The following is a 22,025-nucleotide window of genomic DNA, read 5'->3' as shown; positions in this document are numbered from 1 at the left end:
GGGGCCGCGCCCAGGGACTGGGATCAGAGGCCGGCGACCTTCATGCGCTCGATCAGCACCGAGCCGGTCGTCTTGCTGCCCATGGTGTACTCGTCGGCCCCCACGGCCACGATCTGCTTGAACATCTGGCCCAGGTTGCCGGCGATGGTGATCTCCTGCACCGGGTGCACGATGCGCCCGCCCTCGACCCAGAAGCCGGTAGCGCCGCGCGAGTAGTCGCCGGTGACGAAGTTGACGCCCTGCCCCATCAGCTCGATCACGAACAGGCCGCGGCCGAGCTTGCGCAGCATTTCGTCGAGGTTGTCGCCGGGCTGCGTGAGGCGGCTGGACAGGCGCAGGTTCTGCGAGCCGCCGGCGTGGCCGGTGGTGCGCAGGCCCAGCTTGCGCGCCGAGTAGCTGGAGAGGAAGTAGCCCCGGGTCACGCCGGCCTCGACCACGGTGCGCTTGCGCGTGGCCACGCCCTCGTCGTCGAAGGGCGCGCTGCCCTTACCGCGCGGGATGTGCGGGTCCTCCACGAGGTCCAGGTGCTCGGCCATGGTCTGCTGGCCCAGGCTGTCGTGCAGGAACGTAGCCTTGCGGTAGAGCGCGCCGCCGCTGGTGGCCTGCACATAGCCGCCGATCAGGCCCGAGGCCAGCGTGGACTCGAACAGCACCGGCACCTCGCAGGTGGCGATCTTGCGGGCCTTCAGGCGCGAGAGCGCGCGCTCGGCGGCATAGCGGCCCACGGCCTCCGGGCTGGCCATCTCGGAGGCGTTGCGCATGGAGGTGTACCAGTGGTCGCGCTGCATGTTCTCGCCCCGGCCCGCGATGGGCGCGACGGACAGCGAGTGCCGCGAGCTGGCGTAGCCGCCCTTGAAGCCGCGCGTGTTGGCGGCCAGGAAGTGCGCCTGCTGCGCCGACACGCCGGCGCCTTCGGAGTTGGTGATACGGCGGTCGGTGTCGAAGGCGGCCTGCTCGCAGCGGCGCGCGAGCTCGGCGGCGGCATCGGCATCGATGTCCCAGGGGTGGAACAGGTCCAGGTCGCGCCTGGCGTCTTCCGGCGCGACCAGGTCCTGCTCGTCGGGCAGCCCGGCGGCCGGGTCCTCGGCGGTGAAGCGGGCGATGTCGAAGGCCGCGCGCACAGTCTGCTCCAGCGCGGCGGGCGAGAAGTCGGAGGTGCTGGCGTTGCCGCGGCGCTGGCCGATGTAGACGCTGATGCCCACCGACTTGTCGCGGTTGCGCTCGACGTTCTCCAGCTCGCCCTTGCGCACCGACACCGACAGGCCCACGCCCTCGGAAACTTCCACGCCGGCGTCGCTGGCCCCGAGTTTCTTGGCAAGCGCGAGGGCGTCATCGACGATCTGCTCGAACTGCTCGCGCGTGTAGGCGAAAACCGGTGCGTTGGAACGGGTCATGAGGAGGGTGCTTCGGGAGGATGGCTAGGGGCGAGGGCTATCATACCCAGCGCATTTGAATCGCCATGTCCATCCCTGAATCCGATTTCCTGCCCGATGAGGGCGGGGCCGAAAGGCCCAGCAAGTCCGCTCTGAAACGCGAGGCCCACGAGCTGCAGAAGCTCGGCCAGGAGCTCGTAGAGCTGCCCGACACGCGGCTGGCCGCCATCCCGATGGAGGAAGGGCTGCTCACCGCGCTCAAGGAGCTCAAGAAGACCAAGTCCCACGAGGGCCGCCGGCGCCAGCTGCAGTACGTGGGCAAGCTCATGCGCTCGGCCGACGTGGAGCCGCTGCGCGAGGCGGTGGCCGCCTTCAAGCTCGGCCACGCGCAGGACGCGGTGAAGCTGCACCGCGCCGAGCGCTGGCGCGAGGAGCTGGCCGCGGACCCCGAGGCCGTCACGCGCTGGATGCGCACGCATCCTGACAGCGACGTGCAGCGGCTGCGCAGCCTCATCCGCACCGCGCAGAAGGACGCCGCCACCGCCCCCGAGCAACGCCACGGCCGCGCCTGGCGCGAGCTGTTCCAGTTCATCAAAGCGGAGCTGCGCGACGATGAGTGAAGAAGCCAAAAGCAACGAATTCGATGCCGTGCGCATCGGACTGGTGTCCATCAGCGACCGCGCCAGCGCCGGCGTGTATCAAGACCAGGGCCTGCCCGCGCTGCGCGAGTGGCTCACGCGCGCCGTGCGCAACCCGGTGCAGTGGGTGGAGCGGCTGATCCCCGACGAGCAGCAAGGCATCAGCGCCGCGCTGCGCGCGCTGGTGGACGACGAGGGCTGCGACCTGGTGCTGACCACCGGCGGCACCGGCCCCGCGCCGCGCGACGTCACGCCTGAAGCCACGCTGGCGGTGGCGCACAAGGAGATGCCGGGCTTCGGCGAGCAGATGCGCCAGATCAGCCTGCGCTTCGTGCCCACGGCCATCCTCTCGCGCCAGGTGGCGGTGATCCGCGGCAAGGCGCTGATCATCAACCTGCCGGGGCAGCCCAAGGCCATCGCCGAGACGCTGGAAGGCCTGCCCAGCGCGACGCCGCCGGCCCCGGGCATCTTCGCCGCGGTGCCCTACTGCATCGACCTCATCGGCGGGCCGTACATCGAGACCGATGCGGCGGTGTGCAAGGCGTTCCGGCCGAAGTCGGCGATACGGCCGGCCAAGGGCTGAATCGGTCTTCTCTGACGTGAAAACGGCGCCCTCGGGCGCCGTTTGCTTGGCTTGATTCCAATTTCCCTTCGCTCGTGGAAGGACTCGTTCGCACTGAGGTATCGAAGTGCGAATCCGACAGGCTGCAATGGCGGCACCACGGCCAGGGCCGTTCACCCTTCGATACCTCAGGGCGAACGGAAATAAGGAAGCGAACTCGGAGCCTTACTTCACCAGCCGGTTCAGCCGCTCCGCGTCGAACTGCTCGGTGGTGTGAGCGTCGGCGGGCAGCTCATCCGCCGGCAGCTCGCGAGCGCGGGCGGAGAGTTTTTCAATCGCATGCCATAGCAACGCGATCTGGTGCTCGTGGCTGGAGGCGTTGTCGATCAGGCCCTTCATCGCCTGCGCCACCGGGTCGTCGCCCTGCGTCACGCCATAGGCCGAGAAGCCCATCTTGGCCGCAGCGGCTTCGCGCGCGGCCTCGGCCTCGGCCTGGATCACACGCGCCGGGTTGCCCACGGCCGTGGCGCCTGGGGGCACTGGCTTGACCACCACGGCGCCGGAGCCGATGCGCGCGCCCGCTCCCACCGTGAAGCCGCCCAGCACCTGCGCATTGGCGCCCACGATCACGCCCGCTTCCAGCGTCGGATGCCGCTTGGAGCCGCGCGTGAGCGAGGTGCCGCCCAGCGTCACGCCCTGGTAGATGGTGCAGCCGTCGCCGATCTCGGCCGTCTCGCCGATGACCACGCCCATGCCGTGGTCGATGAACACGCGCCGGCCGATCCTTGCGCCCGGGTGGATCTCGATGCCGGTGAAGAAGCGCCCCAGGTGCGAAACGAAGCGTCCCAGCCAGCGCAGCTCGCGCTGCCAGCACCAGTGCGAGACCTGGTGAAACATCAGCGCGTGCACGCCCGGATAACAGGTGAGCACCTCCCAGTTGGAGCGCGCGGCAGGGTCGCGCTCCCGGATGCAGGAGATGGTTTCACGCAGACGGCTGAACATGGTTATGACTTCCCTGGGGGGTAGCGAAGTGTAGGCAACCCGGGCGGACCCTGTTGCGTAAGCGGCGGCACGGAGGCGGCAGATCAGCCGCCCTTGCGCGCGGCGCGCTGCACGGCGCGCGCGATGCCGCGCAGGATGTGGACCTCCTCCGCCGTGGGCTGCGCCCGGTTGATGAGCTGCTGCAGCCGCGGCAACAGCTTCTTGGGCGCGACCGGGTCCAGGAAGCCGATCTCCACCAGTACCTCGCGCCAGTGCTCCAGCGCGCCCTGCACCGCCACACCGTCGGCCAGCCGCACGTCCGGCACGCGCGGCACCACGCCGAAGCCGCCCAGCGCCTGGCGCCAGTCGTAGGCGATGAGCTGCACCGCCTGCGACAGGTTGAGCGAGCCGTAGTCCGGATGCGTGGGGACCGACAGGCAGGCGTGGCAGCGGTAGACGTCCTCGTTGCTCATGCCGTAGCGCTCGCTGCCGAAGACGAAGGCCACGCGGTGCGGCCCGGCGGCCAGGCGCGGCAGCAGCTCGCGCGGGGCGTGCGTGGGCGGGCCGAAGTCGCGCGGCGTCATGGCCGTGGCGCAGGCGAAGGAGACGCCCTCCAGCGCCTCGGCCAGCGACTCGACGATGCGCGCGCGCGCCAGGATGTCGGCCGCACCGCTAGCCATGGCCACCGTCTCCTCGCGGCACAGCACGTCGGCGAAGCGCGGCTGCACCAGCACCAGGTCGGCAAAGCCCATGACCTTCATGGCGCGCGCGGCCGCGCCCACATTGCCGGGATGGCTGGTGTTGAGCAGCACGAAGCGGGTGCCGTCACGCGGCGTGCCGGACGGTGTGGAGGGCGCGCCGGCACCGGCCGTGTCGGGCGTCACGCCGGACGGGACTTCGGTGGTGGCCGGGCTGGGCGTGGTGCTTGCTCGCGCGTCTGAATCGGGCATCGGACTTACAATCTAGGGTTCTCCCGCAGCATTGTCGCTGCCCGCTCTTTCCTTTCCGCAGCCGTCTCCCGCGCCCGTTCGCTTCCCCCACGAGCGTTCGACCCTCCAGATTCAACAAAGGCCGACCCATGTCCCAAGCGCTTCATCCCATGCTCAACATCGCCATCAAGGCGGCTCGCGCGGCGGGGGCGATCATCAACCGGGCCTCGATGGACCTGGACCTGCTGCGCATCAACACCAAGGGCCCCAACGACTTCGTCAGCGAAGTGGACCAGGCGGCTGAAGCAGTGATCATCGAGACGCTGCTGCAGGCCTATCCGGGTCACGGCATCCTGGCCGAGGAGTCCGGCCGCGAGCACGGCGCGCGCGACAGCGAGTACGTCTGGATCATCGATCCGCTGGACGGCACCACCAACTTCATCCACGGCTTCCCGGTGTACGCCGTGTCCATCGCGCTGGCGCACCGTGGCGTGGTGCAACAGGCCGTCGTCTACGACCCCAGCCGCAACGACCTCTTCTATGCCACCAAGGGCCGCGGCGCTTATCTCAACGACCGCCGGCTGCGCGTGTCCAAGCGCACGCGCATGCAGGACGCGCTCATCGGCACGGGCTTCCCCTTCCGCCGCGGCGACAACTTCAAGCGCTACCTCAAGATCTTCGAGGAGGTGATGCAGCAGTGCGCCGGCCTGCGCCGCCCCGGCGCCGCCGCGCTGGACCTGTGCTACGTCGCGGCCGGCTGGTACGACGCCTTCTTCGAGACCGGCCTGAACCCCTGGGACGTGGCCGCGGGCTCGCTGATCATCACCGAGGCCGGCGGCCTCATCGGCAACTTCACCGGCGAGAGCGACTACCTGTACCAGCGCGAGGTGGTGGCCGGCACGCCGCGCATCTTCGGCCAGTTGGTGCAAGTCCTGGCGCCCTACACCCGCGTCATCAAGACCGACGAAACCGACGCCGCCGCGCAGTCGATCCCGGGCGACCTGCCCACGCCCGAGCAGGCGCTGGCCGACAGCCTGAAGGCCCAGCCGGCCGCGGCCGCCGAGCCCGCGCCCAAGAAGGGCCCGGTGCGCATCCGCAAGGGCGACGCCGCCGCTCCGGCCGCGCCGACCACGCCGCCCGCCGAAGACGCCCCGTTCTGAGAAGGTTTCGTCGCCCATGGCCCTGGACGAGAAGGCGCTGGCCGGCCACACGCCGGTGATGCAGCAATACCTCCGCATCAAGGCGGAGTTCCCGGACGCCCTCGTGCTCTTCCGCATGGGGGACTTCTACGAGCTGTTCTACGAGGACGCCCGCCGCGCCAACCGGCTGCTGGACGTCACGCTCACCAGCCGCGGCCAGAGCAACGGCGAGCCCGTGCTGATGGCCGGCGTGCCCGTGCACGCGCTGGAGACCTACCTCGGCAAGCTCATCCGGCTGGGCGAGGCCGTGGCCATCGCCGAGCAGGTGGGCGACGTCAACGCCAAGGGCCCGGTGGAGCGCAAGGTGGTGCGGGTGGTCACGCCCGGCACCGTCACCGACACCGAACTGCTCAACGAGCGCCAGGACACGCTGCTGCTGGCCGCGCACCGCAAGGGCAATCTCTGGGGCCTGGCGTGGCTGGGCCTGTCCAGCGCGCAGCTGGGCCTGACCGAGTGCAGCGAGCGCGAGCTGCCGGGCTGGCTCGCAAGGCTGGCGCCGGCGGAGCTGCTGTACGCCGATGCGGGCGATCCCGCGCCGGCGCTGGCCGCCAGCGGCGCGGCGCTCACCCGGCGCCCGGCCTGGCAGTTCGACGCCGCCGGCGGATTGCGCAAGCTGTGCACGCAGCTGCAGGTGCAGAGCCTGCAGGCCTTCCACGCCCAGGCGCTGACCGTGGCCCATGCCGCGGCCTCGGCGCTGCTGGCCTACGCCGAGCACACGCAGGGGCAGGCGCTGTCGCACGTGGCCACGCTGCGCGTGGAGCGCGCCGACGAGCTGCTGGACCTGCCGCCCGCGACGCAGCGCAACCTGGAACTGGTGCAGACGCTGCGCGGCGAGGACGGCCCCACCCTGCTGTCGCTGCTCGACGGCTGCCGCAGCGGCATGGGCAGCCGGCTGCTGCGCCAGTGGCTGACACAGCCGGCGCGCGCCCGCGACGCGGCCAAGGCGCGGCACGAGGCCATCGCGCAGCTGCACACGCAGGGCTACGAGCCGCTGCGCGAGCGGCTGCGCCACATCAGCGACGTGGAGCGCATCGCCTCGCGCATCGCGCTGCGCCAGGTGCGCCCGCGCGAGCTCGCGGGTCTGCGCGAGACGCTGCTGGCGCTGCCCACGCTGGAAGCCACGGTGCCCGAAGGCGCGCCGCTGCTGCTGATGCTCAAGGCCTCGCTGCAGCCCTCGCCGGAGATCGCCGCGCTGCTGCAGCGCTCGCTGCTGGCCGAGCCCGCGGCGCTGCTGCGCGACGGCGGCGTGATCGCCCCGGGGCTGGACCCTGACCTGGACGAGCTGCGCGGCATCAACGAGCACTGCGACGCCTTCCTGCTGGCGCTGGAAACCCGGGAGCGCGAGCGCACCGGCATCTCCAACCTGCGCGTCCAGTACAACAAGGTGCACGGCTTCTACATCGAGGTCACCACCGGCCAGCTCGGCCGCGTGCCCGACGACTACCGCCGCCGCCAGACGCTCAAGAACGCCGAGCGCTTCATCACGCCGGAGCTGAAGGCTTTCGAAGACAAGGCCTTGTCGGCGCAGGAGCGGGCCCTGGCGCGGGAGAAGTGGCTGTACGAGCAGCTGCTGGACCAGTTGCAGCCCCACCTGCCGGTGCTGCTGGAGCTGGCGCGCGCGCTGGCGGCGCTGGACGTGCTCTCCACGCTGGCCGAGCGCGCCGCGACGCTCAACTGGTGCCGGCCGCAGTTCGTGCCGCAACCGTGCATCGACATCGAGGCCGGGCGCCACCCGGTGGTGGAGGCGCGGCTGGCCGAGAGCGGCGGCGGCACCTTCATCGCCAACAACTGCCGGCTCGATGCGCGCACGCGCATGCTCGTGATCACCGGCCCGAACATGGGCGGCAAGAGCACCTACATGCGCCAGGTGGCGCTGATCGCGCTGCTGGCGGCCATGGGCTCCTACGTGCCGGCCAAGAGCTGCCGGCTGGGGCCGATGGACGCCATCCACACCCGCATCGGCGCCGCAGACGATCTGGCCAACGCGCAGTCCACCTTCATGCTGGAGATGACGGAGGCCGCGGCCATCGTGCACAGCGCCACCGAGCACAGCCTGGTGCTGATGGACGAGATCGGGCGCGGCACCTCCACCTTCGACGGCCTGGCGCTGGCCGGCGCCATCGCCAGCCACCTGCACGACCGCAACCGCGCCTTCACGCTGTTCGCCACGCACTACTTCGAGCTCACGGCCTTCCCGGAGAAGCACCCGCAGGCGATCAACGTGCACGTCAGCGCCGTGGAGGGCAGCGGGCACGACATCGTCTTCCTGCACGAGATCCAGAGCGGCCCGGCCAGCCGCAGCTACGGCGTGCAGGTGGCGCGGCTGGCGGGCATGCCGGCCTCGCTGATCCGCCAGGCGCGCGCGACGCTGGAGGCGCTGGAAGCCCAGCAGCGCAGCGGCCAGACGCAGGTGGACCTGTTCGCCGTGCCGCCCGCGCTGCCCGACCCCGAGCCCGACCCGGTGCGCGAGCCCTCGGCGCTGGAGGAGGCGCTGGCGGCCATCGACCCCGACACGCTCACCCCGCGCGAAGCGCTGGACGCGCTGTACCGCCTCAAAACTCTCCTTGCGGAGGCCACATGACCTACTGTCTTGGCATCCGGCTCGACGCCGGTCTCGTCTTCCTGTCCGACTCGCGCACCAACGCGGGCATGGACCAGATCAGCACCTTCCGCAAGATGATGGTGTACGAGCGCCCGGGCGACCGCTTCATGACGCTGCTGTCGGCGGGCAACCTCAGCATCTCGCAGTCGGTACGGGAGCTGCTGCAGGTGGAGCGCATCGACGGCGGCCATGGCGAGCCACCGATCACGATCTGGAACGCGCGCAGCATGTTCGACGCGGTGCGGGTGCTCAGCGCCGCGGTGCGCCGCGTCTACGAGCAGGACGGGCATGCGCTCAAGCGGCACGGCATCGAGTTCAACACCTCGCTGATCTTCGGCGGCCAGATCGGGCGCGAGCCGATGCGCATGTTCCTGGTCTATTCCGAGGGCAACTTCATCGAGGCCACGCGCGAGACGCCCTACTTCCAGATCGGCGAGAGCAAGTACGGCAAGCCGGTGCTGGACCGCCTCATCAACCCGCGCACCTCGCTGGACCAGGCCGCCAAGTGCGCGCTGGTGTCCATGGACTCCACGCTCAAGTCCAACCTCTCGGTGGGGCTGCCGCTGGACCTGCTGGTCTACCGCGCGGGCGAGCTGCGCGCCGACCGCATGATCTGCATCGACGAGTTCAACCCGTACTTCCAGATGGTGCGCGGCACCTGGGGCCAGCGGCTGCGCGAGGTGTTCGACAGCATGGACAACCCGCGCTGGGACGGCGGCGACAGCGCCCACCCGCTGCTGGCGAGCTCCGAGCGCTACGAGCCGCTGACCAAGATCATCGGTCCCGAGACGCGCCTGGCCGCGGGATGAGCGCGGCGGCGGCGCCGCGCTGCATCGTCTTCGCCCACGGCAACGGTTTTCCGGCCGGCACCTACGCGCGGCTGTTCGAGGTCTGGCGCGCCGCGGGCTACGAGGTGCTGGCGCCGCGGCGCTTTGGCCACGACCCGCGCTTCCCGGTGGGGGATGGCTGGGGGCGGCTGCGCGACGAGCTGGCGTTTTTCGTCGAGCGCCACGCCACGGCGCCGGTGTTCCTGGTGGGGCACTCGCTGGGCGGACTGCTGTGCCTCAAGACCGCCTCGCGCCGTCCGCAGCTCGCGCGCGGCGTGGTGGCGCTGGATTCGCCCATCTTCGCCGGCTGGCGCGCGCAGGTCGTGCACCTGGCCAAGGTCACGGGGCTGATGCAGCGCGTCTCGCCCGGGCGCGTCTCGCGCCGGCGCCGGCGCGAATGGCCCTCGCACGAGGCGGTGCGGCAGCATTTCAGCGGCAAGCCGGTGTTCGCCGGCTGGGACCCGCGCGTGCTCGACGACTACCTGCGCGCCGGCTTCGAGGAGCGCGAGGGCCGGGTGCGACTGGCCTTCGAGCCCGAGGTCGAGACGCGCATCTACGACACCCTGCCGCACGACCTGGCACGCACGCTGCGCCGCCATCCCGTGGCCTGCCCGGTGGGTTTCGTCGCCGGCACGCGCTCCGAGGAGATGCGCCAAGGTGGTACCGCGCTGGCGCAGCGCCTGGCCGGCGCGCGCTTTCGCTGGATCGAAGGCACGCACCTCTACCCCATGGAAAGCCCCGAAGCCGCCGCGGCGCTGGTGCTGGAGCTGCTGGCCGACATGCCCTAGGGCGCCAGGGGGGCGCCAGAGGCGGCCCGTATAATCGCGCTTTACCACCAAGGCATCCGTGCGCCCGACCCCCGGGCCCTGCAAAGCGGATGCGCGCTCCATGACCAAGTTCGTCTTCGTCACCGGCGGTGTGGTGTCCTCGCTGGGCAAGGGCATCGCGTCGGCGTCCCTGGCCGCGATCCTCGAATCGCGCGGCCTCAAGGTCACCCTCATCAAGCTGGACCCCTACATCAACGTCGATCCCGGCACGATGTCGCCCTTCCAGCACGGCGAAGTATTCGTCACCGAAGATGGTGCCGAGACCGACCTGGACCTGGGCCACTACGAGCGCTTCATCACCACGCGGATGAAGCGCAGCAACAACTTCACCACCGGCCAGATCTACAAGTCCGTGCTCGAAAAGGAGCGCCGCGGCGACTATCTGGGCAAGACGGTGCAGGTGATTCCGCACATCACCAACGAGATCCAGGATTTCATCAAGCGCGGCGCGGGCTTCGGCACCGCTGACGCGGTGGACGTGGCGATCGTGGAGATCGGCGGCACGGTGGGCGACATCGAGTCGCTGCCCTTCCTGGAAGCCACGCGCCAGATGAGCCTGCGCATGGGTCCGGCCAACACCGCCTTCGTCCATCTCACCTACGTGCCGTGGATCGGTGCCGCGGGCGAGCTCAAGACCAAGCCCACGCAGCACACGGTGCAGAAGCTGCGCGAGATCGGCATCCAGCCCGACGCGCTGCTGTGCCGCGCCGACCGCCGCATCCCCGACGACGAGCGCGACAAGATCTCGCTGTTCACGAACGTGCAGGAAGCCGGCGTGATCTCGATGTGGGACGTGGACACCATCTACAAGGTGCCGCGCATGCTGCACGAGCAGGGGCTCGATGAGCTCATCTGCATGAAGCTGCAGTTGCTCACGCGCCCGGCCGACCTGCGCCAGTGGGACAAGCTGGTGTACGAGGTGGCGAACCCGAGGCACCAGGTCACCATCGCCATGTGCGGCAAGTACACCGACCTGTCGGACTCGTACAAGTCGCTCAACGAGGCACTGCGCCACGCGGGCATCCACAACCACGCGCGCGTGAACATCGAGTACGTGGATTCCGAGCAGCTGTCGCCGGAGAACATCGACAGCCTGGCGCAGTTCGATGCCATCCTGGTGCCCGGCGGCTTCGGCAAGCGCGGCGTGGAGGGCAAGATCCTGGCGGCCCAGTACGCCCGCGAGCACAAGATTCCGTACCTGGGCATCTGTCTGGGCATGCAGGTGGCCACCATCGAGGTCGCGCGCCACCTGGCGGGCCTGGCCGGTGCCAACAGCACCGAGTTCGACCCCAACACGCCGCACCCGGTGATCGCGCTCATCGACGAGTGGCAGGATGCCGACGGCACGATCCAGAAGCGCCATGCCGGCTCGGACCTGGGCGGCACCATGCGCCTCGGGGCGCAGAGCTCGGACGTCAAGCCCGGCACCATCGCGCACCGCATCTACGGCGACGTGGTCACGGAGCGGCACCGCCACCGTTACGAGGCCAACGAGCACTACCTCGACAAGCTGCAGCGGGCCGGGCTGGTCATCTCGGCCATCACGCAGCGCGAGAAGCTCACCGAGATGGTCGAGCTGCCGCAGGAAGTGCACCCGTGGTTCGTCGGCGTGCAGTTCCACCCCGAGTTCAAGAGCACGCCCTGGGACGGCCACCCGCTGTTCATCAGCTACGTCAAGGCCGCGCTGGACCACCACGCGAGCAAGCAGCCCCAGCGCTGAAGGAGACCCGCATGAAGCTGTGCGGATTCGAGGTTGGCCTCGACAAGCCGTTCTTTCTCATCGCCGGACCCTGCGTGGTCGAGAGCGAGACGCTGCAGGCCGAGGTGGCCGGGCGGCTCAAGGAGATCACCAGCGAGCTGGGCATCCCCTTCATCTTCAAGAGCAGCTACGACAAGGCCAACCGCTCCAGCGGCACGAGCTTCCGCGGCCCCGGCATGGACAAGGGCCTGGAGATCCTGGCCAAGGTGCGCTCGCAACTGCAGGTGCCCGTGATCACCGACGTGCACAGCGAGGCCGAGGTCGAGCGCGTGGCCGCCGCAGTGGACGTGCTGCAGACGCCGGCCTTCCTGTGCCGCCAGACCGACTTCATCCGCGCCGTGGCGCAGTCGGGCAAGCCGGTGAACATCAAGAAGGGGCAGTTCCTCGCGCCCCACGACATGAAGAACGTCATTGACAAGGCCCGCGCCGCCGCGCGCGAGAAGGGCCTGGACGATGACGCCTTCATGGCCTGCGAGCGCGGCGTGAGTTTCGGCTACAACAACCTTGTCTCCGACATGCGCAGCCTGGCGATCATGCGCGAGACGGGCGCCCCGGTCGTCTTCGATGCCACGCACTCGGTGCAGCTGCCCGGCGGCCAGGGCACGAGCAGCGGCGGCCAGCGCGAGTTCGTGCCGGTGCTGGCGCGCGCGGCGGTGGCGGTGGGCATCTCGGGGCTGTTCATGGAGACGCACCCCGACCCGGCCAAGGCGCTGTCGGACGGCCCCAACGCCGTGCCGCTCAAGCACATGCGCGCGCTGCTGGAGCAGCTGCTGGCGCTGGACCGCGTCATCAAGACGCAGCCCCTGCTCGAAAACGACTTCAGCTGCTGAGGACCCGACCCCGATGAGCGCCTACATCATTGCCGACGTGCAGATCACCGACGCGCAGAAGATGGCCAACTACCGCGAGTGGAGCACCCGCGCCATGCAGGAGCATGGCGCGGAGGTGCTGGTGCGCGGCGGCGCCATCGAAGTGCTCGAAGGGCCGTGGTCGCCCGAGCGCATCGTGGTGCTGCGCTTCGAGAACGCCGAGAAGGCGCGGGCCTACTACCACAGCGAGACTTACACCCATGCGCGCAGCCTGCGTGAAGGCGCGGGCGTGATGCGCATGATCCTGGTCGAAGGCGTCGCCTGAAGGCGGCGTCCTCGGCCTGTTCCCAGAGCGCCGTCAACGCAACGGCCGCATGCCCGCCGGGCGTGTGCAGACTCGAATCCAACCCTACCGGAGAGATTGACCCATGAGTGCCATCGTCGACATCGTCGGCCGCGAAATTCTGGACAGCCGCGGCAACCCCACCGTGGAATGTGATGTGCTGCTGGAGTCCGGCACCATGGGCCGTGCCGCCGTCCCATCGGGCGCCTCCACCGGTTCGCGCGAGGCCATCGAGCTGCGCGACGGCGACAAGTCGCGCTACCTGGGCAAGGGCGTGCTCAAGGCCGTGCAGCACGTCAACACCGAGATCTCCGAGGCCGTGCTGGGCCTGGACGCTTCCGAGCAGGCCTTCCTGGACAAGACGCTGATCGACCTCGACGGCACCGACAACAAGGGCCGCCTGGGCGCCAACGCGATGCTGGCCGTCTCCATGGCCGTGGCGCGCGCCGCCGCGGAAGAGTCCGGCCTGCCGCTGTACCGCTACTTCGGCGGCATGGGTGCGGTGCAGATGCCCGTGCCGATGATGAACGTCATCAACGGCGGCGCGCACGCCAACAACAACCTGGACCTGCAGGAGCTGATGATCATCCCCGTGGGCGCGCCGAGCTTCCGCGAGGCCGTGCGCTACGGCGCCGAGGTGTTCCACGCCCTGAAGAAAATCATCGACGCCAAGGGCATGAGCACCGCCGTGGGCGACGAGGGCGGCTTCGCCCCCAGCGTGGAGAACCACGAGGCGGCGATCCAGCTGATTCTGGAAGCCATCGACAAGGCCGGCTACACCGCCGGCGAGCAGATCGCCATCGGCCTGGACTGCGCCGCCAGCGAGTTCTACAAGGACGGCCAGTACGTGCTCGAAGGCGAAGGCGGCCTGAAGCTGTCGGCGCCGCAGTGGACCGACATCCTGGCGACCTGGTGCGACAAGTACCCGATCATCTCGATCGAGGACGGCATGGCCGAGGGTGACTGGGAAGGCTGGGCGCACCTGACGCAGCGCCTGGGCAAGAACGTGCAGCTGGTGGGCGACGACCTGTTCGTGACCAACACCAAGATCCTGAAGGAAGGCATCGACAAGGGCATCGCCAACTCGATCCTCATCAAGATCAACCAGATCGGCACGCTGACCGAGACCTTCGCCGCCATCGAGATGGCCAAGCGCGCGGGCTACACCGCCGTGATCAGCCACCGCTCGGGCGAGACCGAGGACTCGACCATCGCCGACATCGCCGTGGCCACCAACGCCGGCCAGATCAAGACCGGCTCGATGAGCCGCAGCGACCGCATGGCCAAGTACAACCAGCTGCTGCGCATCGAGGAAGACCTGGGCGACATCGCCGTCTACCCCGGCCGCGCCGCGTTCTACAACCTGCGCTGATCCGGAAAGGCTCCGGGCCCCTCCAAGCAGTACCGCCCTACCCCTCGTTCCAAGCCCGCCCGCCGGGCCTGGGACAAAGGCGCTGGAGGCGGCCCTGGACCTCTGAAGTACGACAAAGGCCATGCGACTGGTGACCCTGGTGCTGCTGGCGCTGCTGGCGCTGGTGCATTACGAGCTGTGGTGGAGCAAGGGCGGCGTGCGCAACGTGCAGGCGCTGCGCGCGCAGCTGCAGGTCCAGCTGCAGGAAAACGCGCAGGCGCGCGAAGTCAACCAGCGCATGGCCAACGAGGTGGCCGATCTGCGTGACGGCCTGGAGATGGTCGAGGAACGTGCCCGCGCCGAGCTGGGCATGGTCAAGCCCGACGAGATCCTGGTGCAGATCCCGCCGTCGCGGCACTGAAGCGCCATGCAGTGGCTGCAAGCCGCCGTGTTCACGGCCTGGGGCGTGGCGGTCAGCCGCGCCGAGCTGCTGGCCTTCGTGCTGGCGCTGTGGATGGTGCACTGCAATCTGCGCGTGAACCCGCTGGCCTGGCCGCTGGCCATCGCCAGCAGCGCCCTCTACGCCCTGCTCTTCGCCGGCAGCCGTCTCTACGGCGAGGCACTGCTGCAGCTCGTCTTCATCGCCGCGGCGCTGTGGGGCTGGTGGCAGTGGCTGCGCGGCACGCAGGACGACGGCCGCGCGCTGCAGGTGCGCGACCTCGACCGCCGCGGCCTGCTGCGGCTGGGCCTGGTGACGCTGGCCGCCTGGCCGCTGGCGGGCTGGCTGCTGGACAGCGTCACCGACTCCGACGTGCCCTACGCCGATGCCTTCACCACCGTGGCCAGCCTCGCCGGCCAGTGGCTGCTGGGGCGCAAGTACGTGCAGAACTGGCCGACCTGGGTGGTGGTCAACATCGCCAGCGTCGCCCTCTTCGCCTACAAGGGCCTGTGGCTGACGGTGCTGCTCTATGCCCTGTTCGCCGTGCTGTCAGCCGTGGGCTGGCGCCGCTGGGCGCGGTTGGCGCGGCAGCAGCCGCAGGCGCTGGCCTCGGCCTGAGCCTTGCCACGCCGCCGGCGTGGCTTCCCGCCGCCTGACATGTCCAACGTCCCCGATTCCCTCAACGTCATTGCCCTGCTCGGCGCCGAGAGCACGGGCAAGACCGTGCTGGCCCGGGCCCTGGCCGAGCGGCTGGCGCGCGAGACGGGCCTGTCCGTGGCCTGGGTGCCGGAGGTGCTGCGGGAGTGGTGCGAGCGCGAGGGCCGCACGCCGCGCGCCGAGGAACAGCTCGGCATCGCGCTGGCGCAGCAGCGCCGCCTGGAGCAGGCTGCGGCCGCGCACGACCTGGTGGTGGCCGACACCACGCCGTTGATGACGGCCGTCTACAGCGAGCTGCTGTTCGACGACCGCTCGCTGCACGCCATGGCGGTGGAGTTCCAGCGCCGCTGCGCCGCGACGCTGCTCACCGCGCTGGACCTGCCCTGGGTGGCCGACGCGCACCTGCGCGACGGCCCGCAGGTGCGCGCGCCGGTGGACCGCCTGGTGCGCGGCCTGCTGCTGGCACACGGGCTGTCGTGGTCGGTGGTGCGCGGCGAGGGCGAGGCGCGGGTGGACTGCGCGGTGGACGCCCTGTCGCCCTGGCTGCGCACGCTGTCCGCGCCGCGCGCGGGCCTGTTCACGCGGCTGCGCGAGCGCGAGGCAGCACAGCCGGCTTGGCGCTGGGTGTGCGAAGACTGCGACGACCCGCAGTGCGAGCACGCGCTGCGGGCATCGACCGGGCGCGGCGCGCCCTGAGGATCACTGCACCGCCGTGGACGACGGCGGCTGGTCGCGCTCCGGCGTGAAGAGCTCGCCCACATCCACGGCGTCGTAGTGGTACTGGCGGCCGCAGAAGTCGCAGCCGATCTCCACCTCGCCGCGCTCGGCCACGATGGAGTCGATCTCCTCGCGGCCCAGGCCCTTGAGCATGGAGCCCACGCGCTCGCGCGAGCAGGTGCAGGCGAAGCGCGGCTGCTGCGGCTCGAAGCGTCGCACGTCCTCCTCCCAGAACAGCCGGTGCAGGATGGTCTCGGAGTCCAGCGTCAGCAGTTCCTCGGCCTTGAGCGAGGAGGCCAGGTGCGCGATGCGGTTGAAGCCCTCGGCCAGCACTTCGGCCTCGGCCTGCTTCTCTTTGCTCTCCAGGTTGCCCAGTCCTTCGACGGGCAGGCGCTGGATCAGCAGCCCGGCGGCGACCTCGTCGTTGGCCGCCAGCATCAGGCGCGTCTCCAACTGCTCGGACTGGCGCATGTACTGCTCCAGCACCTCGGAGATGCTCTGCAGCGCGTGGAACTCCTCGCCCATGGCCGACAGCGGCACCACGCCCTGGTAGGGCTGCTGGCCGGGCTGGCGGTCGCGCGGGTCCAGCGTGATGGCGCAACGGCCGCGGTTGTGCACGTTGAGCATGGCCTCCAGCCCGGCGCCCTCGGCCACCTCGCCCACGACCTTGGCGGTGGAGCGGAAATGCAGCTCCGGCTGCACTTCCACCACGGCCATCTTCACCGGGCCGTCGCCGAAGATCTGCATCACCAGCGCGCCGTTGAACTTGATGTTGGACTGCATCAGCACCGCCGCGGCCGTCATCTGGCCCAGCAGCTCGCGCACTGGCGCCGGGTAGCCCCCGCTGGCCTCGCGACGCTGCAGCACCTCGCGCCAGCTGTCGGTGAGCCGCACCAGCATGCCGCGCACGGGCAGGCCCTCGAACAGGAATTTGTGCAGATCGCTCATGGTGTTGTTGATGTGCTTGATGTACTGCGGCCCTGCGCCGGGAGCCATGCCGGGCAGAGCGATGGAAGGGGAAGGCGCGGGGAATCATCCGGGCGCCGCGCGGCGGGAAGTGCAGCCGGTCGGGCCCCGGCGCGCCGCAAGCCGATAATTCTAGGAGCCGCCTTCACTCCCGCCCGAGGGCAAGGCGTGCGCCCGGCCCCGCCACCGGGCCTTTGCCGCCACCTCGCCGCCCCTTCCGCTCCCATCCGCCCCCGCATCGACCATGAACGACCTGCCCTGCCTGCGCCGTGCCGCGTTGCGCGCCCTGTGCGAGCGAGACCCTGTCGCCAAGTCGGCCCAGGCCACCGCGCTGCACGAGGGTTTCGACGGTTTCGTGCTCGACCCGGCGCTGGCGCTGGAGGAGCCTGCGGACGTGCCCGGCCGCCCGGCGTTGCCGCGCCTGGTGGAGCCACGCCAGGTGCCCGCACGCTCGCCTTTCACCCCGGCCGGCCGCGCCGCGCTGCTGCACGCGGTGGCGCACATCGAGTTCAACGCCATCAACCTGGCGCTGGACGCAGTGTGGCGCTTTGCCGGCATGCCGCCGGCCTTCTACCGCGACTGGGCCCGCGTGGCGGCCGAGGAAGCACTGCACTTCGGCCTGGTGCGCGCGCACCTGCAAAGCCTCGGCCACGACTACGGCGACTTCGAGGCCCACGACGGCCTGTGGCTGATGACGCAGCGCACCGCCGGCGACGCGCTGGCGCGCATGGCGCTGGTGCCGCGCACGCTTGAAGCACGCGGGCTCGATGCCACGCCGCCGATGCAGGAGAAGTTCCGCCGCGCCGGCGACGAGCGTGCCGTGGCGATCCTGGACGTGATCCTGCGCGACGAGGTGGGCCATGTCGCGGTGGGCAACCGCTGGTACCGCTGGCTGTGCGCGCAACGCGGGCTCGACCCCATTGCGCTTTACCCCGAGCTCACCCAGCGTTACCAGGCGCCGCGCCCGCGCCCACCCTTCAACCATGCCGCGCGGCTGGCCGCGGAGTTCACGCAAGCCGAGTTGCTGGCGCTGGAGCAGCAGGCTTGATGCCTGTCGGGAGTCTGGCGCCGGCCACCGCATAAACTGGACACACTCAACAATTTTCTGGACCTCCATGGCCAACAACACCACCTCCCGCCGCGTTTTCCTGCAGGCCGGCCTGCTCGGTACCGCAACGCTGCTGGGCGCCTGCGGCAAGAAGGAAGAGGCTGCCGCCCCGGCGGCACCTGCGGCGTCCGAATCCACAGCCGCCACCCCGGCCGCGCCGGCCAAGGTCTACGTGGTCGGCACCGACGCCGCCTACGCTCCTTTCGAGTCGCAGAATGAGAAGGGCGAGATCGTTGGCTTCGACATCGACATCGTCAGCGCCATCGCTGCCAAGGCCGGCGTGCAGGTGAAGTTCGTCAACACCCCCTGGGAAGGCATCTTCAACGCCGTGGCGCAGGGTGACCGCGACCTGCTGGTGTCGGCCATCACGATCACCGACGAGCGCAAGCAGAGCATGGACTTCACGGCGCCCTACTTCGACGCCGTGCAACTCATCGCCGTCAGGAAGGACTCCAAGGTCACGAAGTTCGAAGATCTCAAGCCGCTGAAGGTCGGCGTTCAGACCGGCACCACCGGCGACGAGGTGGTCACCAAGCTGCTGGGCAAGAACAGCGCGGCCATCAAGCGCTTCGAGTCCACTCCGCTGGCGCTCAAGGAGCTGGAGTCCGGCGGCGTGGACGCGGTGGTGGCCGACAACGGCGTGATTGCCCACTACGTGACCAACAACGCCGGCGCGGGCTTCAAGACCGTGAGCGACCCCAGCTTCACGCCTGAGCAGTACGGCATCGCCGTGCGCAAGGGCAACACCGCGGTGCTGGAGATGCTCAACCAGGGCCTGGCCGGCATCCGCGCGGACGGCACCTACGACCGCATCTACGCCAAGTATTTCGGCAGCGCTCCGGCGACCGCCGGCACCCCGGCCTCGGCCGCGTCGAAGTAAGGCCGCACCGAAGTGGATTTACGTTGGGAGATCCTGGCGGGCTACGGCCCGCTGTTCGCCTCCGCGCTGTGGATGACGGTCAAGCTCGCGCTGGTGGCCGTGTTCGCCGGGCTGGTGCTGGGCGCGCTGCTGGGGCTGGTCAGCAGCTCGGCCGACGCGCCCGAGCCCAAGGCGCCGCTGCTGCGCGTGCTGATGAAGCTCGCGCGCGCGGTGACGCTGGGCTACGTCACCTTCTTCCGCGGCACGCCGCTGTTCGTGCAGATCCTGCTGGTGCACTTCGCGCTCATGCCCACGCTGATCCACCCGGAGACGGGCTGGCTGCTCACGGGTGAGGCGGCACGCGAGTTCCGCCAGGAGCACGGCGCCTTCTTCTCCGGCGCGCTGGCGCTCACGCTCAACGCCGGGGCCTACATCAGCGAGATCTTTCGCGCGGGCATCCAGAGCATCCACCGCGGCCAGACCCAGGCCGCCTACAGCCTGGGCCTGACGCACGCGCAGGCCATGCGCGAGGTGATCCTGCCCCAGGCTTTCCGCCGCATGGTGCCTGCGCTGGTCAACGAGGGCGTGACGCTGATCAAGGACTCGTCCCTGGTCTCGGCCATCGGCCTGGCCGAGCTGGCACTGGCCGCGCGCACCGTGGCGGGCGCGTACTCGCGCTACTGGGAGCCGTACCTCGCCATCTCGGCGCTGTACCTGGTGCTCACGCTGCTGCTGTCCACGCTGGCCAAGCGGCTGGAGGCGCCGGCGCATTTGCGCGGCCGTTGAGCTAACGCAAAGGTTGTGCGGGCATCGATCGCCCGCACGCCACGAAGTGTTGCGCCGCAGTCACAAAACGGGACAACTTGGCTCCCCATCACGGGTATTCGGCAAACCTGTTCTTAGAATCCAAGCCATCGGGCAGTAATAGCCCCGATTGTTCAAACTAAAGGGATTCTTCAATGAAGCGCACTCTCATTGCTGCGGCGGCCATGCTGGCTGCGGGCGCCGCTTTCGCCCAAAGCTCCGTCACGCTGTATGGCCGCGTGAACACGTCGGTCGAGTACCAGACGACCAAGCCGGCCGGTGGCTCCAGCAGCCATGTCACCGCGCTTCAGAACAACGCGTCGCGTTGGGGCCTGCGTGGCAGTGAAGACCTGGGCGGCGGCTTCAAGGGCCTGTTCGTGCTGGAGAGCGGTTTCTCGTCGGATACTGGTGCCGGCACGTCGCGCCTGTTCGGCCGTGAGTCGTGGGTTGGCCTGCAGACGCCGTACGGCCGCCTGCGCCTGGGCAACATGGGCCCGTCGGCTGCGTACTACACGACGGCTGATTACATCAGCATGCACAACCACGACACCGGTACGTCGTCGGATGCGTTCTACCTGTATCCCGGTGTCATGCAGAACACCGTGGCCTTCAACACGGTGAGCTACGGCGGCCTGACGGTGGAAGGCCAGTATGGCCTGAAGCAGACGGTTGATCCCGCCACGGGCATCGCCAGCGAAAGCAACGCCGGCACCTACTCCGGCGTGCTGGCCGTCAACTACGACCGCGGCCCGCTGCACCTGGGTGCCAGCTTCGTCGACTCGACCTCCGCGACGCTGGACGGCGTGACGGGCACCGACGGCAAGGAGTACGGCCTGCGCGCGCTGTACGAACTGGGCGCCTTCACGGTGGGTGCCTATTACGTCCGCAACGAAGTCGACAACGGCACGCCTGAGGCCAAGCGTGACAGCTACCGCGTGTCCGCGATGTACACGCTGGGCGGCAGCGAGTTCCACGTCAACGTGGGCTACGCCGACAAGATCAAGCGCGAGACCGGCACCAAGGCCGCCTCCGACGCAATCCAGTACACCGTGGCCTACAACTACAACCTGAGCAAGCGCACCAAGGTGTACGCCTTCTACACCAAGGTGGACAACAAGGCCGCCGCCACCTACTCCGCTTTTGGCAACACGGTTGCCGGCGGCACGGACACCTCGTCCTTCGCCCTGGGCGTGCGCCACAACTTCTGATTGCAGCCCGCAACGGTTACGTCAGCATGAAGGCCGGTCGCAAGACCGGCCTTTTTTCATTCAGGGGCGCTCGGCATGGGCGGTTGCGCCGGCAGCCCACGTGTCACCCACCCTCACGCCCGCGGATGATGCGCCGCGTGCAGCGCGCGCAGCCGCTCGCGCGCGACGTGGGTGTAGATGGTGGTGGTGGAGATGTCGGCATGCCCCAGCAGCAGTTGCACCGCGCGCAGGTCCGCGCCGTGGTTGAGCAGGTGCGTGGCAAAGGCGTGGCGCAGCGTGTGCGGCGACAACGGCACCGTGATACCCGCGGCGCGCGCGTGCTTCTTCACCAGTTGCCAGAACATCTGCCGCGTCATGCCCTCGCCGCGCACGGTGACGAACAGGGCGTCGCTCTGGCGCGGGCCCAGGATCGCCGGCCGCGCCTCGGCCAGGTAGCGGCGCAGCCAGCCGTGCGCCTCCTCGCCGAAGGGCACCAGCCGCTCCTTGGCACCCTTGCCCGTGACGCGCAGTACCCCCTCGGCCAGGCCCAGCGACAGCAGTCCCAGCCCGACCAGCTCGCTCACCCGCAGCCCGCTGGCGTACATCAGCTCCAGCATCGCGCGGTCGCGCAGGCCCAGCGGCTCCTCCACCGGCGGCGCGGCCAGCAGCGCCTCCACCTGCGCCTCCGACAGCGACTTGGGTACGCGCAGCGGCTGGCGCGCCGACAGCAGCTTCAGGGTGGGATCCTGCTGCAACCGGTGCTCGCGCAACGCCCAGCGGAAGTAGCGCTTGAACACCGTCAGCCGCCGGTTGGCGGTGGTGGCACGCGTCTCGCCGTGGCGCGCGGCGATGTAGCCGCGCAGGTCGGCCTCGGTGGTGGCGTCGAGGCTGTGCCCGGCCTCGGCGTCGAGCCAGTCGGCGTAGAGCGAGAGGTCGCGCCGGTACGCCGCCAGCGTGTTGGCCGAGAGGCCATCCTCGATCCACAGTGCCTGCACGAAGCGCTCGATGGACACGCGGCTGGCCGCGCGCGCCGCGGACTCCGGGGCCTCGGCGGCAGGCGCGGCCTGAGCGACTGGCGCCGCCGCCTC

General features: G+C 69.7%; 22 protein-coding genes. 17 read left to right on the top strand and 5 right to left on the bottom strand.

Annotated features, from left to right (window positions below; all coding sequences use genetic code 11):
• Positions 1-23: 23 nt before the first annotated feature.
• On the bottom strand, positions 24-1,394 hold the full coding sequence (pmbA, locus tag Q0741_RS13310) for a metalloprotease PmbA (protein WP_298233686.1): 1,371 nt from the start codon (positions 1,392-1,394) through the stop codon (positions 24-26).
• Between the two features lie 65 nt (positions 1,395-1,459).
• Here pmbA and yjgA point away from each other — a divergent pair, with 65 nt between their 5' ends.
• Positions 1,460-1,993, top strand: coding sequence for a ribosome biogenesis factor YjgA (yjgA, locus tag Q0741_RS13305; RefSeq protein WP_298233685.1), 534 nt, complete (start codon positions 1,460-1,462; stop codon positions 1,991-1,993).
• Positions 1,986-2,594 carry a molybdopterin adenylyltransferase gene (gene mog, locus Q0741_RS13300; RefSeq protein WP_298233684.1) on the top strand — a complete coding sequence of 203 codons (609 nt, stop codon included), beginning with the start codon at positions 1,986-1,988 and terminating at the stop codon, positions 2,592-2,594. The genes yjgA and mog overlap by 8 nt, the downstream gene beginning before the upstream one ends.
• A gap of 204 nt (positions 2,595-2,798) precedes the next feature.
• On the opposite strand, the gene cysE is transcribed toward mog, so the two are convergent.
• Both cysE and Q0741_RS13290 read right to left on the bottom strand, forming a co-directional pair.
• Entirely contained in the window at positions 2,799-3,575 is a 777-nt protein-coding gene (gene cysE, locus Q0741_RS13295) for a serine O-acetyltransferase (RefSeq protein ID WP_298233683.1), read from the bottom strand.
• An 83-nt stretch (positions 3,576-3,658) separates the two neighbouring features.
• Positions 3,659-4,504: an RNA methyltransferase gene (locus Q0741_RS13290; RefSeq protein WP_298233682.1), complete on the bottom strand. Its 846-nt coding sequence runs from the start codon at positions 4,502-4,504 to the stop codon at positions 3,659-3,661.
• 128 nt (positions 4,505-4,632) lie between these two features.
• Between Q0741_RS13290 and Q0741_RS13285 the strand changes: the two genes are divergently transcribed.
• The 11 genes from Q0741_RS13285 to Q0741_RS13235 all read left to right on the top strand — a co-directional run bounded on the left by Q0741_RS13285 (position 4,633) and on the right by Q0741_RS13235 (position 15,992).
• Entirely contained in the window at positions 4,633-5,643 is a 1,011-nt protein-coding gene (locus tag Q0741_RS13285) for an inositol monophosphatase family protein (RefSeq protein WP_298233681.1), read from the top strand.
• A gap of 16 nt (positions 5,644-5,659) precedes the next feature.
• Positions 5,660-8,263: a DNA mismatch repair protein MutS gene (gene mutS, locus Q0741_RS13280; RefSeq protein WP_298233680.1), complete on the top strand. Its 2,604-nt coding sequence runs from the start codon at positions 5,660-5,662 to the stop codon at positions 8,261-8,263.
• Complete coding sequence (locus Q0741_RS13275) at positions 8,260-9,093, top strand: proteasome-type protease (protein ID WP_298233679.1); 834 nt, start codon at positions 8,260-8,262, stop codon at positions 9,091-9,093. Before mutS ends, Q0741_RS13275 begins: the two co-directional genes overlap by 4 nt.
• Complete coding sequence (locus Q0741_RS13270) at positions 9,090-9,899, top strand: alpha/beta hydrolase (RefSeq protein ID WP_298233678.1); 810 nt, start codon at positions 9,090-9,092, stop codon at positions 9,897-9,899. The genes Q0741_RS13275 and Q0741_RS13270 overlap by 4 nt, the downstream gene beginning before the upstream one ends.
• Positions 9,900-9,999: 100 nt before the next feature.
• Positions 10,000-11,658: a CTP synthase gene (locus Q0741_RS13265; RefSeq protein ID WP_298233677.1), complete on the top strand. Its 1,659-nt coding sequence runs from the start codon at positions 10,000-10,002 to the stop codon at positions 11,656-11,658.
• 11 nt (positions 11,659-11,669) lie between these two features.
• Positions 11,670-12,527 (top strand): 3-deoxy-8-phosphooctulonate synthase, encoded by an 858-nt coding sequence (gene kdsA / locus Q0741_RS13260; RefSeq protein ID WP_298233676.1) that lies wholly within the window; start codon positions 11,670-11,672, stop codon positions 12,525-12,527.
• Between the two features lie 13 nt (positions 12,528-12,540).
• Entirely contained in the window at positions 12,541-12,831 is a 291-nt protein-coding gene (locus Q0741_RS13255; RefSeq protein ID WP_298233675.1) for a DUF1330 domain-containing protein, read from the top strand.
• Between the two features lie 103 nt (positions 12,832-12,934).
• Complete coding sequence (eno, locus tag Q0741_RS13250) at positions 12,935-14,221, top strand: phosphopyruvate hydratase (protein ID WP_298233674.1); 1,287 nt, start codon at positions 12,935-12,937, stop codon at positions 14,219-14,221.
• A gap of 121 nt (positions 14,222-14,342) precedes the next feature.
• The gene (ftsB, locus tag Q0741_RS13245; RefSeq protein WP_298233673.1) at positions 14,343-14,621 is read left to right on the top strand and encodes a cell division protein FtsB; all 279 of its coding nucleotides are present in this window, start codon (positions 14,343-14,345) and stop codon (positions 14,619-14,621) included.
• A gap of 6 nt (positions 14,622-14,627) precedes the next feature.
• A complete protein-coding gene (gene pnuC, locus Q0741_RS13240) occupies positions 14,628-15,257 on the top strand; it encodes a nicotinamide riboside transporter PnuC (RefSeq protein ID WP_298233672.1) in 630 nt (209 codons plus the stop codon).
• A 39-nt stretch (positions 15,258-15,296) separates the two neighbouring features.
• A complete protein-coding gene (locus Q0741_RS13235) occupies positions 15,297-15,992 on the top strand; it encodes an ATP-binding protein (protein ID WP_298233671.1) in 696 nt (231 codons plus the stop codon).
• A 3-nt stretch (positions 15,993-15,995) separates the two neighbouring features.
• Here Q0741_RS13235 and Q0741_RS13230 read toward each other — a convergent pair whose 3' ends face one another.
• Complete coding sequence (locus Q0741_RS13230; RefSeq protein WP_298233670.1) at positions 15,996-16,961, bottom strand: Hsp33 family molecular chaperone HslO; 966 nt, start codon at positions 16,959-16,961, stop codon at positions 15,996-15,998.
• Positions 16,962-17,223: 262 nt separating this feature from the next.
• On the opposite strand from Q0741_RS13230, the gene Q0741_RS13225 reads away from it, so the two are divergent.
• The 4 genes from Q0741_RS13225 (at position 17,224) to Q0741_RS13210 (ending at position 20,958) form a co-directional block, all read left to right on the top strand.
• The gene (locus Q0741_RS13225; protein ID WP_298233669.1) at positions 17,224-18,027 is read left to right on the top strand and encodes a ferritin-like domain-containing protein; all 804 of its coding nucleotides are present in this window, start codon (positions 17,224-17,226) and stop codon (positions 18,025-18,027) included.
• Between the two features lie 67 nt (positions 18,028-18,094).
• Positions 18,095-18,967, top strand: a complete 873-nt coding sequence (locus tag Q0741_RS13220) for a basic amino acid ABC transporter substrate-binding protein (protein WP_298233668.1) — start codon at positions 18,095-18,097, stop codon at positions 18,965-18,967.
• Positions 18,968-18,979: 12 nt separating this feature from the next.
• A complete protein-coding gene (locus Q0741_RS13215; RefSeq protein ID WP_298233667.1) occupies positions 18,980-19,732 on the top strand; it encodes an amino acid ABC transporter permease in 753 nt (250 codons plus the stop codon).
• 173 nt (positions 19,733-19,905) lie between these two features.
• The gene (locus Q0741_RS13210) at positions 19,906-20,958 is read left to right on the top strand and encodes a porin (protein WP_298233666.1); all 1,053 of its coding nucleotides are present in this window, start codon (positions 19,906-19,908) and stop codon (positions 20,956-20,958) included.
• A 113-nt stretch (positions 20,959-21,071) separates the two neighbouring features.
• Here Q0741_RS13210 and xerD read toward each other — a convergent pair whose 3' ends face one another.
• A complete protein-coding gene (xerD, locus tag Q0741_RS13205) occupies positions 21,072-21,950 on the bottom strand; it encodes a site-specific tyrosine recombinase XerD (RefSeq protein WP_298233710.1) in 879 nt (292 codons plus the stop codon).
• Between the last annotated feature and the right edge of the window lie 75 nt (positions 21,951-22,025).

The sequence above is a fragment of the uncultured Azohydromonas sp. genome (assembly GCF_937926365.1).
Taxonomy (GTDB): domain Bacteria; phylum Pseudomonadota; class Gammaproteobacteria; order Burkholderiales; family Burkholderiaceae_C; genus Azohydromonas.
The sequence above is the reverse complement of the archived record's forward strand: the minus strand, read 5'-3'. Positions and strand labels throughout refer to the sequence as shown.

What these genes read in the sequence shown, in the direction of transcription:
- eno (WP_298233674.1), top strand. Translation starts at nt 12,935, where the DNA reads ATGAGTGCCATCGTCGACATCGTCGGCCGCGAAATTCTGGACAGCCGC.
- pnuC (WP_298233672.1), top strand. Translation starts at nt 14,628, where the DNA reads ATGCAGTGGCTGCAAGCCGCCGTGTTCACGGCCTGGGGCGTGGCGGTC.
- Q0741_RS13270 (WP_298233678.1), top strand. Translation starts at nt 9,090, where the DNA reads ATGAGCGCGGCGGCGGCGCCGCGCTGCATCGTCTTCGCCCACGGCAAC.
- Q0741_RS13285 (WP_298233681.1), top strand. Translation starts at nt 4,633, where the DNA reads ATGTCCCAAGCGCTTCATCCCATGCTCAACATCGCCATCAAGGCGGCT.
- Q0741_RS13275 (WP_298233679.1), top strand. Translation starts at nt 8,260, where the DNA reads ATGACCTACTGTCTTGGCATCCGGCTCGACGCCGGTCTCGTCTTCCTG.
- Q0741_RS13230 (WP_298233670.1), bottom strand. Translation starts at nt 16,961, where the DNA reads ATGAGCGATCTGCACAAATTCCTGTTCGAGGGCCTGCCCGTGCGCGGC.
- mutS (WP_298233680.1), top strand. Translation starts at nt 5,660, where the DNA reads ATGGCCCTGGACGAGAAGGCGCTGGCCGGCCACACGCCGGTGATGCAG.
- Q0741_RS13255 (WP_298233675.1), top strand. Translation starts at nt 12,541, where the DNA reads ATGAGCGCCTACATCATTGCCGACGTGCAGATCACCGACGCGCAGAAG.
- cysE (WP_298233683.1), bottom strand. Translation starts at nt 3,575, where the DNA reads ATGTTCAGCCGTCTGCGTGAAACCATCTCCTGCATCCGGGAGCGCGAC.
- yjgA (WP_298233685.1), top strand. Translation starts at nt 1,460, where the DNA reads ATGTCCATCCCTGAATCCGATTTCCTGCCCGATGAGGGCGGGGCCGAA.
- ftsB (WP_298233673.1), top strand. Translation starts at nt 14,343, where the DNA reads ATGCGACTGGTGACCCTGGTGCTGCTGGCGCTGCTGGCGCTGGTGCAT.
- Q0741_RS13210 (WP_298233666.1), top strand. Translation starts at nt 19,906, where the DNA reads ATGAAGCGCACTCTCATTGCTGCGGCGGCCATGCTGGCTGCGGGCGCC.
- mog (WP_298233684.1), top strand. Translation starts at nt 1,986, where the DNA reads ATGAGTGAAGAAGCCAAAAGCAACGAATTCGATGCCGTGCGCATCGGA.
- Q0741_RS13265 (WP_298233677.1), top strand. Translation starts at nt 10,000, where the DNA reads ATGACCAAGTTCGTCTTCGTCACCGGCGGTGTGGTGTCCTCGCTGGGC.
- pmbA (WP_298233686.1), bottom strand. Translation starts at nt 1,394, where the DNA reads ATGACCCGTTCCAACGCACCGGTTTTCGCCTACACGCGCGAGCAGTTC.
- kdsA (WP_298233676.1), top strand. Translation starts at nt 11,670, where the DNA reads ATGAAGCTGTGCGGATTCGAGGTTGGCCTCGACAAGCCGTTCTTTCTC.
- Q0741_RS13235 (WP_298233671.1), top strand. Translation starts at nt 15,297, where the DNA reads ATGTCCAACGTCCCCGATTCCCTCAACGTCATTGCCCTGCTCGGCGCC.
- Q0741_RS13290 (WP_298233682.1), bottom strand. Translation starts at nt 4,504, where the DNA reads ATGCCCGATTCAGACGCGCGAGCAAGCACCACGCCCAGCCCGGCCACC.
- Q0741_RS13225 (WP_298233669.1), top strand. Translation starts at nt 17,224, where the DNA reads ATGAACGACCTGCCCTGCCTGCGCCGTGCCGCGTTGCGCGCCCTGTGC.
- Q0741_RS13220 (WP_298233668.1), top strand. Translation starts at nt 18,095, where the DNA reads ATGGCCAACAACACCACCTCCCGCCGCGTTTTCCTGCAGGCCGGCCTG.